The 12000-nt window shown below is 64.0% G+C and carries 8 protein-coding genes; 2 read left to right on the top strand and 6 right to left on the bottom strand.

Annotation, left to right across the window (positions count from 1 at the left end; translation table 11 throughout):
* Nucleotides 1-103: 103 nt before the first annotated feature.
* A complete protein-coding gene (locus G5B40_RS10945) occupies nucleotides 104-3760 on the top strand; it encodes a vitamin B12-dependent ribonucleotide reductase (protein ID WP_165098450.1) in 3657 nt (1218 codons plus the stop codon).
* A 289-nt stretch (nucleotides 3761-4049) separates the two neighbouring features.
* Here the strand turns inward: G5B40_RS10945 and G5B40_RS10950 are convergent, their stop codons facing one another.
* The 6 genes from G5B40_RS10950 to G5B40_RS10975 all read right to left on the bottom strand — a co-directional run bounded on the left by G5B40_RS10950 (nucleotide 4050) and on the right by G5B40_RS10975 (nucleotide 11000).
* Nucleotides 4050-6368, bottom strand: a complete 2319-nt coding sequence (locus G5B40_RS10950; protein WP_211907318.1) for a PHP domain-containing protein — start codon at nucleotides 6366-6368, stop codon at nucleotides 4050-4052.
* A gap of 57 nt (nucleotides 6369-6425) precedes the next feature.
* Complete coding sequence (locus G5B40_RS10955; RefSeq protein WP_165098452.1) at nucleotides 6426-7697, bottom strand: TRAP transporter large permease; 1272 nt, start codon at nucleotides 7695-7697, stop codon at nucleotides 6426-6428.
* A 28-nt stretch (nucleotides 7698-7725) separates the two neighbouring features.
* Nucleotides 7726-8226, bottom strand: coding sequence for a TRAP transporter small permease (locus G5B40_RS10960; protein WP_165098455.1), 501 nt, complete (start codon nucleotides 8224-8226; stop codon nucleotides 7726-7728).
* 32 nt (nucleotides 8227-8258) lie between these two features.
* Entirely contained in the window at nucleotides 8259-9308 is a 1050-nt protein-coding gene (locus G5B40_RS10965; RefSeq protein ID WP_165098458.1) for a TRAP transporter substrate-binding protein, read from the bottom strand.
* A gap of 73 nt (nucleotides 9309-9381) precedes the next feature.
* Nucleotides 9382-10197 (bottom strand): phosphosulfolactate synthase, encoded by an 816-nt coding sequence (locus G5B40_RS10970; protein ID WP_165098460.1) that lies wholly within the window; start codon nucleotides 10195-10197, stop codon nucleotides 9382-9384.
* Nucleotides 10194-11000 (bottom strand): GntR family transcriptional regulator, encoded by an 807-nt coding sequence (locus G5B40_RS10975; RefSeq protein ID WP_165098462.1) that lies wholly within the window; start codon nucleotides 10998-11000, stop codon nucleotides 10194-10196. Before G5B40_RS10975 ends, G5B40_RS10970 begins: the two co-directional genes overlap by 4 nt.
* A 332-nt stretch (nucleotides 11001-11332) precedes the next feature.
* Here G5B40_RS10975 and G5B40_RS10980 point away from each other — a divergent pair, with 332 nt between their 5' ends.
* Nucleotides 11333-11998 carry a GntR family transcriptional regulator gene (locus G5B40_RS10980; RefSeq protein ID WP_165098464.1) on the top strand — a complete coding sequence of 222 codons (666 nt, stop codon included), beginning with the start codon at nucleotides 11333-11335 and terminating at the stop codon, nucleotides 11996-11998.
* Nucleotides 11999-12000: the final 2 nt, after the last annotated feature.

A 12000-nucleotide genomic window follows, 5' to 3' on the forward strand; every position in this document is an offset into this window, starting at 1 on the left:
CGAACCGGCGCGATCAACGCGCCGGCGTAAGGAACGCGGCGCGCAACGTCTCGCCGTGAACGAAGACATGCGGCCTGAAACCAGGCCAGCAAGGGACATAGTGATGAAGATCGACCGCCGTTTCACGTCCGCCGGGGCCTCGCCCTACGCAACCATCGAGTTCCGGAAAGCGGTGAGCGAGATCCGCAATCCGGACGGGTCGACCGTCTTCAGGCTGGACGATGTCGACGTGCCGAAACGCTGGAGCCAGGTTGCAGCGGATGTTCTCGCGCAGAAATATTTCCGCAAGGCCGGCGTTCCGGCGGCGCTGAAACCGGTGAAGGAAAAGGGCGTTCCGGCCTTCCTCTGGCGCTCCGTCGCGGATGAGAAGGCGCTGCAGGCGCTGCCCGAGGCCGAGCGGTATGTTGGCGAGACCGACGCGCGGCAGGTTTTCGACCGGCTCGCCGGGGCATGGGCCTATTGGGGCTGGAAAGGCGGCTATTTTACCGACGAGACCGACGCGCGCGCCTATCACGACGAAATGCGCTACATGCTGGCGATGCAGATGGCGGCGCCGAACTCGCCGCAATGGTTCAACACCGGGCTGCACTGGGCCTACGGCATCGACGGGCCGGGCCAGGGACATTTCTATGTCGACTACAAGACTGGCAAGCTGACGAAATCCACCTCGGCCTACGAGCATCCGCAGCCGCATGCCTGTTTCATCCAGTCGGTGAACGACGATCTGGTGAATGACGGCGGCATCATGGACCTCTGGACACGGGAAGCCCGCCTCTTCAAATACGGCTCCGGCACCGGCACGAACTTCTCATCCCTCCGCGCGGCGAACGAACGGCTCGGCGGTGGCGGAAAATCCTCCGGCCTGATGTCTTTCCTGAAGATTGGCGACCGCGCGGCCGGCGCGATCAAGTCGGGCGGCACCACGCGCCGGGCGGCGAAGATGGTGATCTGCGACATGGATCACCCGGATATCGAAGCCTTCATCAACTGGAAGGTCACGGAGGAGCAGAAAGTCGCGTCCCTCGTCGCCGGGTCGAAGATGCATGAGGAGAAGCTGAACCTGATCTTCGGCGCGATCCGCGCCTGGGACGGCGCCATCGAGGACGCCGCGGACCCGAAGAAGAACCCTGGCCTGAAAACGGCGATCCGCGAGGCGCGCAAGGTCGCGATTCCCGACGCCTATGTGAACCGCGTGCTGCAATACGCGGCGCAGGGTTTCGCCAAGATCGAGTTCCCGACCTATGACACCGACTGGGATTCGGAAGCCTATCTGACCGTCGCCGGGCAGAACTCCAACAACTCAGTCCGCGTCACCGACGCCTTTCTGAAGGCGGTGGAGACGGATGCGGACTGGGAACTGATCCGCCGCACCGACGGAACGGTCGCGAAGACGCTGAAGGCGCGCGATCTCTGGGAGCAGATCGCGCTCGCCGCATGGTCCTGCGCCGATCCCGGCATGCAGTATCACGACACGATCAACGACTGGCACACCTGCCCCGAGGACGGGCCGATCCGGGCTTCGAACCCGTGCTCGGAGTACATGTTCCTCGACGACACCGCCTGCAACCTGGCGTCGATGAACCTCCTGACCTTTCTCAAGGACGGCGTCTTCGACATTCAGGGTTATGAGCATGCGACAAGGCTCTGGACGCTGACGCTTGAGATCTCCGTTCTGATGGCGCAGTTCCCGAGCCCGGAGATCGCCGAGCGATCCTATGAGTTTCGCACGCTCGGCCTCGGCTACGCCAATATCGGCGGGCTCTTGATGACGCTCGGTCATGGCTACGATTCGGATGAAGGCCGCGCGCTCTGCGGCGCGCTGACTGCGGTGATGACCGGGGTGAGCTACGCCACATCCGCCGAAATCGCCGCCGAGGTCGGCGCCTTTCCCGGCTACGCAAGGAACGCCGACCACATGCTCCGCGTCATCCGCAACCACCGGCGCGCCGCCTATGGCGAGGTGGACGGGTACGAAGGATTGGCGACGAAGCCGGTTCCGCTCGATCACGCGCGTTGCCCCGACAAGCGGCTGGTAGAGGCCGCGCACGCGGCTTGGGACCGCGCCCTCAGCCTCGGTGAGGCGCATGGCTACCGGAACGCGCAGGCGACCGTGATCGCGCCCACCGGCACGATCGGTCTGGTGATGGATTGCGACACCACCGGGATCGAGCCGGATTTCGCACTGGTGAAGTTCAAGAAGCTGGCCGGCGGCGGCTATTTCAAGATCATCAACCGCTCGGTCCCGGCGGCGCTCGCCTCTCTCGGCTACGGCGAGAACGCCATTGCCGCGATCATCGACCATGCGGTCGGCGCCGGCACGCTGGTCGGCGCGCCAGGGGTCAATCATGTCACGCTGGCCGAGAAGGGGTTCGACGCCGAGACGCTGGCTAAGGTCGAGGGAAGTCTCGGGGCCGCGTTCGATATCCGCTTCGTCTTCAACCAGTGGACGCTCGGCGTGGATTTCTGCACCGAGAAACTGGGCCTCGACCGCCAGGCAATGGAAAACCCGGCCTTCGATCTGCTCCGCGCCATCGGTTTTTCGAAAGCCGAGATCGACGCCGCCAACGATTTCGTCTGTGGAACGATGACGCTGGAAGGGGCGCCCGGGCTCGACGAAGCCCATGTCGGGGTCTTCGACTGCGCCAACCCCTGCGGCAAGACCGGCACGCGCTATCTCAGCGTCGAGAGCCATATCCACATGATGGCGGCGGCGCAGAGCTTCATCTCCGGCGCCATCTCCAAGACCATCAACATGCCGAACGACGCCACTGTGGAGGAAGTGAAGGCGGCCTATCGCCTCTCCTGGGAGTTGGGCGTCAAGGCGAATGCGCTCTACCGCGACGGCTCCAAGCTCTCGCAGCCGCTCGCCGCGCAGATCATCGATGAGGAGGAGGATGGCGCGGACGAGCCTGTCGCCGCGAAAGTCGCCACTGTCGCCGAAAGGATCGTCGAAAAGGTCGTGGTGCGCGAGATCGCCGCGAAGCGCGAGCGCGAGCGCCTGCCCGACCGGCGGAAGTCCTACACCCAGAAGGCGACCGTGGGCGGCCACAAGGTCTATCTCCATACCGGCGAATACGATGACGGCCGGCTCGGCGAGATCTTCATCGACATGCACAAGGAAGGCGCCGCCTTCCGGGCCATGATGAACAATTTCGCCATCGCCATCTCGATGGGCCTCCAGTACGGCGTGCCGCTGGAGGAATTCGTCGAGGCCTTCACCTTCACCAGGTTCGAGCCGGCGGGAATGGTGCAGGGCAACGAGAACATCAAGACCGCCACCTCGATCATCGACTACATTTTCCGCGAGTTGGCGATCTCCTATCTCGACCGGACGGACCTCGCCCATGTCGAGCCGGAAGGCGCCCGTTTCGACGATGTCGGCCGTGGCGAAGCCGAGGGCGTGCGCAACTTCACCGAGGCGGGGGACGACGCGCTGGCGCGGATCGAGGCGATCCGGGTCGCGGCCTCCAACGGCTACCATCGCGGCCGAATGCCGAAGGACTTCTTCGTCGTGACTGGCGGGCTCTCGCCGGCGGGCGAAGCGGCGCCGGCCTCGCTCTCGGCGGCGGCCGTGGCGATGGAGACCGAAGTCTCTGTCGTCTCCGCCTCCGCCTCCGGCGCGACGATGCAGCGCCGCGCCGAGGCGAAGATGAAAGGTTACGAGGGCGACCCATGCGGGGAATGCGGGAACTTCACCCTGGTGCGCAACGGCACCTGCCTCAAATGCGACAATTGCGGCTCCACCACGGGCTGCAGCTGAAACGGCGAGGGCGCGAAGGCGCTCCGTCAGCCGGCGGAACAGGCCGCAGGCGAAACCCGGGCAGAAAAGAAGCCTGACAACAAAGAACTCCCTCAGCGGCGCCTTCGGGCGCCGTTTTTTTTCTGAAGCCGAAGCATCAGAGGCTCGCCCGGACCTCATCCGCGCGAACCAAGCTCAGCGCGGCGTATGCGCGTGCGCCGTTCGGGCGCTCTCTGAGACGGCCCGCCCGCTATCGGCGCGCTTCGAGATTCGGGGCGGAACGGAACGAGCCGCGCATGGCGGCGCGCGTTCAGCGAAATATGTAGACCGGACTTGTCCAGGCGCGGGTTCCGTCTTCCAGCGTAACGCGGATATAGACAGGGTTGTCGCGCCCGCCTTCAACCATGAGGGCGCGGCTGAACCTCAGCGAGCGGCTCCGGTTCTCGTCAGGCAAACGGAACAGTTTGAGAAACCGGGGCAATTCGGCCGAAGCGTCGTAAACGGTGTCCTCGAAGCCGATCTCCCGTATCGGGATATCGAATGAGATCAATGGCGTCCGGACCGCGAGCGTCCCGGCGGACGCATCGCTTAGGACAAGATCCGCTCCGCCGGCGTTGCCGGTGGTCAGAGCTTCCCAGCGGATCTCTCGCGCGGAGACACGGTCGAGCGACTTGTCGCGATTCAGGAAATTGATCGGCACAGCCGCTTCGATCGTATTGTCGGAAACGGTCGCGCCGCCATCCCAGATCACCTGGCGAAACCGGCCTCGATATTCCGCGCCCTCCCAGTGCAGGCGAATTCTCGCGCCGAGGTCCTCGGGCGCGTAGGGTCGGATCGTCTCCACCAGTTCAAGGCCGTTGAAGATGTCGACCCGCTCAATCGGAGATTTCGCTTCGATCGAAACCGCAAGCTGCGCGTCGCCCTCGGGCAAATGCACGATATCGCCCATCATCGCTTCCCGAGCGGGATGAGACGTCGCCGGCCCCAGCGCCGGATCGTCGTGATAGATCGCCGCCGGGGCGTCGAAACCTGTCGTGAGAGAAATCGCCATACGGCCGGCGTCGCCGCCGGTCGTGCCGTAGTGGCGGCGCTTGCGCATGCAGTCGAGAAGCGCGGGGCGCGTCAGTTCGGGCATGTTGAAACACGTCAGACCGCCTATCGCGCCGAACTTTCCGGCGCCGGGATAGCTCGCGCCCGGGCGTCCCTTGTGACCGTCCGAATTGGCGACGACTCCAACACGATAGCCGAGCTTCAGCGCGTCATGAAGGAGCCATTCGAACGTGCCCCAAGAGGAATGCACCTCCACCGAGCGCTCGAAACGGCCGTCATGGGCGATGCGGATATCGGCGTAGCGCCCGCCGCAATGGGCGTAGCAGATCGTGTCGAACTCTTCGTCCCGCGCGAGCGCTTCGAACAACTCGCCTGCCGTGAAACAGTCGGTGTCGACACCGCTCCGATCGCCGATCAGGGCATGGGAGGAGCGACGGATCCTCCGCCCCTCCTCGGGGAAGAACACGTTGCGGTCGCCGCCGAGCGACGTGTTGCCGGACCACTCGTAGCCGGGAAGCGCGATGAACGCGCCCGGCGCGTCGAATTCCGCGGTGATGCGGTTCAATTCTTCCCAGAACTCGTCGGTGATCTGGAAGTCATTGCCTTGATGACCGCAGGCGTCGACCCAGGCCTTGTCGCGTGCGAACGCGAAATATTCGCGCGCACTGCCAGTGCCGATGGTTTCCTCGGACTGGCCATGAAGATCGGCCCAGAAATGAACGAGATCGACATCCTCGACAAGCAGGGGGTTGGTGCGGGCGACGATTGCGCCCGCCTCGTCCCTGATCGTGATCGACACCTTGCCCGGCTCGGCGATGCGGAGATCCGGAACCGTGACCGAAAACGCGCCGTTGGCAAAGGTGACGCTCTCGGGAAGCCCTTCGATCGGGCGGTCGGCCTCCAGCCGGAATACGCCGCGGCAGCGATCAGACGGATTACCCCATTTGTCTTCGCCCTTGAGTTTGAGGGCGAAGCCCTCGCCCGGGCGACGCAGCGTTGGAAGCACCGCGACGAAGCGTTCGGGCGGGCCGGGAACGATGGCGATGGTCGGTTGCACCGGCAGCGGCTGAAAGTTGAAGGTCGCGATCGGGTCCGCCAGCACGCGGAACTCAAACGTCTCTTCGCAGAAAGTCTGAAGCCGCATTCCCGGACCGCCGTGATCGGTGACGCCGAAACGGGCGATGATCTTGTCGCCCTCCTGCAGAAATCCTTTCACGACCTTGATCCAGAGCGTGCGGTCCCAGGGTCGCACATTGCCCTTGGGGTCCCAGCGCAACTGGAGTGTGGCGCCGTTGGACGCCTCGACCGTGCAGAAACCGGCGCCGGCGGGGTCCTCGAATTGCGGATTCCCCTGATCGGACGCGAAGCGAAAACAGATACGCAGGCTGCCCGAATCGTCGATCCCGAACTTTCCAGCCGTATAGGTGAGTGTGAAGGAGGCGTAAGAACCCGCCTCAAAGCGGCCGGCGGGGGAAATCTCCGCATGGCCGAGATGGGCGGGGTCGATCGCATCGCGCACGACGCCGCTGTTCATGTCTTCCCACGGGCGGGACGGCGTATGGCTCTGGGCTTTGGTCATTTCATACCTTCTTGATTCCGGGTCGTTCGTATCGCCACCGCGCGACGGATCGCGCCGCTATCCCAGCAATCGCACGAGGAACAGGGAGACTGGCGGGAAATAGGTGATCAGCATCAGATCCAGCAGCAGCACTAGGATGAAGGGCCAGATCATCATCACGATGCGTTCGATCGACACTTTCGTGATCGCCGAGGCGATGAAGAGATCGACGCCGAGCGGCGGCGTGACCGTTCCGATGCTGAGATTGACGCAAACGATGATTCCGAACAGCACCGGGTCGATCCCGAAGCTCATTGCTGTCGGATAAAGAATGGACGTGAAGATCACGATCGCAGCCGCCGCGTTCATCAGACAACCGACGATCAGAAGAAAGATGTTCACCAGAAGCAGATAGACCACCGGCCCCCCGGCGGCTTCGGCCAGATAGCGCGACACGCCCTGCGGAATCTGGTCGATGGTGATCAGCCAGGCGAAAACGCCTGCCGAGTTCATGATGAACATGACCACCGCCGAGGAGATGACCGCGCGCGAAAACGCGCGATAGAGCGCAGCCAATTTCAATTCACCATACGCCGCGCCAACGATCAGCCCGTAGAAAGCGGCGACGATCGCCGCTTCGGTCGGCGTGAATACGCCGCCATAGATCCCGGAAAGGATGATGACCGGCATCAGCAGCGGCCAGAACGCCGACTTGAAGCTGGTCCAGATCGTCGGGTAGCCGGCGAACGGCTCGGGTTCGACACCTTCTCGGCGCGCGAGGACGCGATTGAGCAGCAGAAGGCTAAGGCAGATCAGAATCCCCGGCGCCAGCCCCGCGAGAAAGAGATCGGCGATGGAGACGCCGGTGACCACCCCATAGAGGATCAGCAATATGCTGGGTGGGATGATCATCCCCGTAACGCCAGCCGCGGCGACCGTCGCCGCGGTGTATTGCGGGCGATACCCCTTCTCGCGCATCGGCTCGTTCATCACGCCGCCGATGGCCGCCACCGTCGCGGCGTTGGATCCGGATAACGCGGCGAAGAAACTGGAGGCGAGGATCGCCACCGCCCCGAGTCCCCCGGTCAAGTGTCCGACCAGCGACGCGGCGAAATTCACCAGCCGCCGCGACATGCCGCCGAGCGACATGATCTCGCCCGCCAGAATGAAGAACGGAACGGCGAGAAGCGGAAAGGAGTTGTTGGTCGAGAACATCCGCTGGACGACGATCTCGAGATTGATATCGCTCACCACCAGCCCGACGACGCTGGCTAGCCCCAGCGCTACCGCGATCGGCGCGCGAAGCAGCATGAGGCCGATCAGGACGCCGAAGATCACGGCGGCCGTCATGTCGGGCGCCTCTCGCCGACGCGTCGTCTCACTGGCCGTCCTCCCTGAGCGTGGCGGCCGGAGCGAAAAGCTGGCGCAGCAGCAATTCGACCGCGTAGATCGTGAGGAAAGCCATGCCCGCCGGCGCCGCCGCGTAGACCCATGACATCGAGACCTCCAGCGCCGGTGAAATCTGCGGCCACACCCGCACCGTGATCTGCGCGCCGTAGACGAGCACGATGACGAAGAAGACGAGCCCGGCCCCGGTGGCGATGAGCAATGCGGCCTTGCGCCAGAGGTCTGGAAGGCGGTCCACCAGCGCGCCGATCGCCGCATGCGCGTTGCGTCGGTAGGTGACCGCAGAGCCGAGCGCGATCATCCAGACGAAAAGATAACGGATCAATTCGTCCGGAAAGGCGAGCGAACTGTCGAGCACGAAACGGAACACCACAGTGGCGACGCCGAGCACGAACATCACCACGAACGAGGCGACGCAGGCCGCCACAAGCAGGGCTTCGCTGCCATCGAGCAATCTTTGCAGGATACGCATGCCTCCCCCCTCCTTGCGGCGGCTTCGCGCGACTACTTCGTGTCGACCACAGACTGGATCAGTTCGGCGCCGATCTTGTCGCGATACTCATCCCAGACCGGCTCCATCGCCTTCTGGAACGCGGCGGTCTGTTCCGGCGTCAGCCGGGTGACAGTCATGCCGTCGGCCTCCATTTCGGAGAGATAAGCACCCTCGACCTTGTTCAGCTCCTTGCGCTCCCATTCCTGGGTTTCCTGCGCTGTGTCGCTGAAGAGAGTCTTGACGTGCTCCGGGAGACCGCCCCACATCTTGTCGTCGGCGAGGAACATGATGCCGGCCCATTGGTGGTTCGAAAGCGTGATGTTTTTCTGAACCGTGTCAAAGCCGAACGCCTTCACATTGCCGATGGGGTTGTCCTGACCGTCGACCGTGCCCTGCTGAAGGCCGGTGAACACCTCGCTGATCGCCATCGGCGTCGGGTTGGCGCCCAGCGCCTTGAAGGTGGCGACATTGAGCGGGTTGTTCACGACGCGGAACTTGATCCCCTCCATGTCTTCCGGCTCTTCGACCTTGGTATTGGCCGTTGTGATGGTGCGAAAGCCGCTCTCGAACATCGCCAGGGTCCGGATGCCGGTTTTCTCCAGCATGTCGGCATAGAGCTTTTGCCCGACCGGACCATCGGAGACCGCGTAGGCGTGCGCGCTGTCGCGGAAAATGAACGGCAGGTAAAAGATGTCGAGCGGCGGATAGAAGCTGGCCACATTGGTCGTCGGCACCAGCGCGAAATCAACAACGCCGATCTGGATCGCCTCGACCAGATCGCGGGAGGACCCGATGGTGTTGTTGGGAAAGACGTTGATCTTGATCTTTCCATCGGTCCGCTCGGCGATCTTGTCGGCGAACATTTGCGCGCCCTGCGCGAGCGGGTGGCTTTCGGCGTATGGATGGCCGAACTTCATCTCCATCTCGGGATAGTCCTGCGCCAGCGCCGGCGCGGCCGACAGCCCCAACAGGACGCCGGCGCCAAGCGCCAGTCGCTTCAGGGACGATCCGGCCCGCATCCGTGGCCCGGCAGGTTCATGCGTCAATCGAATACTCATCATTCTCATCTCCATTTGTTGGTTAGGGTCCCGGGCCGTTCCTCCGGCCTTCTCGCCGACGCCGCGCGCCGAAGTTTCATCCCTTCATCGCCTGTTTTCCCGCGCCGGGCGGGCCCGCGACGCCCAGCCCCGAGCGCGTCGTCTCGAGATCGAAAAGCGTGTCGAACGCGACATTGCCAAGGTTCACGTCCGGCCCCAGCGCCCTCACAAGGAGTTTGGCCATGTCGTCGATCATGTGGTGCGAGACATTGCTGATCCAGGGGCCGGGCAGCTCGATCAGAACACGCGACATGTCCAGCCGCTCCCTGATTCCCGCCAAGAGTTCATGGTTGACGCCATCGGCGGAGATCAACTCCGCCGCCTCCACCAGCACCAGGCTCGCTCCCGCGTCGAAACTGATCTCCGCCTGACGCGCCAGCGTCTCCAGATCGGTCTCGTTCTCTTTCGATCCGACCTCGCCGAATACTTTCAAACCAGCGGCGACCGCCCCGCTGATCAGCGCGTGGCGGCGCTCATCGGTCAGCGGCACCACGTTGTCGGAAACCTCGATCGCCGTGAACCCCAGCGCCAGCGCCTCCTCCCAGTAACGCGGCACGGCGTCCTGCCGGCTGGTGTGGATCACGTATTCCAGGAACTGACCGCCGGGAAAGACGTCGAGACCGTGCTCGCGATAGAGCGCGATTTTCCGCTTGAGATAGTCGCGGGGATAAAGACGCGAGCCGCCGGTCTTGATCTTGGCGATGTCGACATAGGGACCCGCCAATTCCAGCATGTCGGCGGCGCGGCCGAGCGGAACCCCGGAGTCGATCGTCATGGTCAGACCCGCCGCGCGCGGTTTGGCGGATGTGCGCCCCTCCGGCGCTGGGAGAAAATCGAACGCGTAGCGCGTCATTTGCCAGGTCTCCTTCCGGCGGCGGCGGCAAGATCGGCGGCGCGCGCCGGGGCGATCTCGAGCACACGGTCGCTTGGTGGCACGAATATGCGCTGCCATGTGATCGGCGCGTCGCGGTAGCTCATGCCGGCGATCGTCCAGACGATGCCGTATTGCCCGCTAGGCAACTGGATGCGCCGCGTCACGCGCGGCGGCAACACTTGGCACTGCATCGTCTGGCGGGTGTTCAAAGTCGGCGCGTTGAAACGCTCCGCCAGCATGTCGCGAAATGAAACGCCGTTCAGCGTCGACTGGCTCATCTTCGCAAGCGCCGCAAAGCGTCCAGCCGGGAGATAGATCTCGCTGAAGACATCGAACTCGTCATTGACGGAGGCGATACGCTGGATGCGGACATAGCCGTCGCCGGGCGCGCCGAACAGCTGGCTCCACGGACCGGCGGCGTCGGTTGTTTCGACCCCGATGATCGTGAAGCAAACCGGCAACACCCGCGTATCGCCCTCGCCCACGAACCGGAAATGCTGAAGCTGCGTCTCCTGCGCGCGAGCGCCCGAAACGAAGGTGCCGCGCCCGTGATGCCGCTCGACGACTCCCATCGCCACAAGACTGCGAAGCGCCCGTTGCACGGTCCCGAGGCTCGCGCCCATCTCGACCACAAGCTGGTCTTCCGCGGGCAACTGATCGCCCGGCATCCAGCGCCCCGCTTCGATTGCTGTCAGGATCGCCTCCGAGACCAGCTTGTGCTTCGACCGACCTGATCCGACCGCGCGCGTAGCGGGTGATCGAATACTCTGGGTCGGTCCCATCAACGATTCCTATCTAGGAGTTTCCACGAAAACGCTACAAATCCACCCCACACGTGTCAATTCCTATAAATTTCAGCGCGAAAGAAAAACATTCGGAGCGCGTCACCGCTCTTCCCCGGGTTCGCTGGCCCGCGCGGCGCCTCGATCGCCCGGTCGGCCACACCCGCATCGCCGCACGCCCATCGCAGGCTGATCGAACGTCAGAAAACCGCGCGGCCTCCGCCCATGCGCTTGTTCCCGGCAAGGCGTGAACCTATGATTTCACCGCATCTCGCAAGGGGCGGCGGCCCTTATGACGAAGGCGGCGAACAGGCTGGAAGGCGGTGCTGGCAGTGGATGATGGTTTGGGCGAGATTCAGCGAAGCGCGACCCTCGCCGAACAGGTCTATGATCGGCTGCGGCGCGGTCTCTTGCGCGGGCAATACAAGCCGGGCGAGAAGATCACCGCGCGGCGGCTCGCGCGAACGCTCGGCGTCAGCCCAACCCCCGCGCGCGAAGCGCTGACGCGGCTGGCGTCCGAGGGCGCGATCGAGATATCGGAGACCCGCTCCTTCCTTGTTCCGCGCCTCACCCGCCAGCGGTATCTGGAGATCTCCGAAATACGCAAACTGCTGGAGCCGCACGCGGCTCTGCTCGCCGCGCCGAAGGGCGGCGCAGTGTTCGCCGCCCGTCTGGACAAGCTCAACGAGCGCATGAAGGCCGGAAATCTCAGCGAGGATTTCGACGCGGCGCTGGAGCTCGACTCCGAATTCCACCTGATGTTCTATGCCCGCGCGGCGTCGCCGGTGCTGACGCGGATGATCGACGTGCTCTGGCTTCAGGTCGGCCCGATGCGGACCCTGCTGCCGCATGTGTTCAGGAAGAGTCTGACCGGATACCGCAACCATCTCGCGGTAATCGAAGCCGTGCGCGCCCGCGACCCGCAGGGCGCGAGCAACGCCATCCAGAAGGACCTGAGCGACGGGATCGAGGGCCTGCTCGCGGCCCTCGACCCCTGAAC

This window comes from Pikeienuella piscinae (genome assembly GCF_011044155.1).
Taxonomy (GTDB): domain Bacteria; phylum Pseudomonadota; class Alphaproteobacteria; order Rhodobacterales; family Rhodobacteraceae; genus Pikeienuella; species Pikeienuella piscinae.

Excerpts from the sequence above, each read along its gene's own strand:
- G5B40_RS10945 (WP_165098450.1), top strand. The coding sequence starts at position 104 with ATGAAGATCGACCGCCGTTTCACGTCCGCCGGGGCCTCGCCCTACGCA.
- G5B40_RS10950 (WP_211907318.1), bottom strand. The coding sequence starts at position 6,368 with ATGACCAAAGCCCAGAGCCATACGCCGTCCCGCCCGTGGGAAGACATG.
- G5B40_RS10955 (WP_165098452.1), bottom strand. The coding sequence starts at position 7,697 with ATGACGGCCGCCGTGATCTTCGGCGTCCTGATCGGCCTCATGCTGCTT.
- G5B40_RS10960 (WP_165098455.1), bottom strand. The coding sequence starts at position 8,226 with ATGCGTATCCTGCAAAGATTGCTCGATGGCAGCGAAGCCCTGCTTGTG.
- G5B40_RS10965 (WP_165098458.1), bottom strand. The coding sequence starts at position 9,308 with ATGATGAGTATTCGATTGACGCATGAACCTGCCGGGCCACGGATGCGG.
- G5B40_RS10970 (WP_165098460.1), bottom strand. The coding sequence starts at position 10,197 with ATGACGCGCTACGCGTTCGATTTTCTCCCAGCGCCGGAGGGGCGCACA.
- G5B40_RS10975 (WP_165098462.1), bottom strand. The coding sequence starts at position 11,000 with ATGGGACCGACCCAGAGTATTCGATCACCCGCTACGCGCGCGGTCGGA.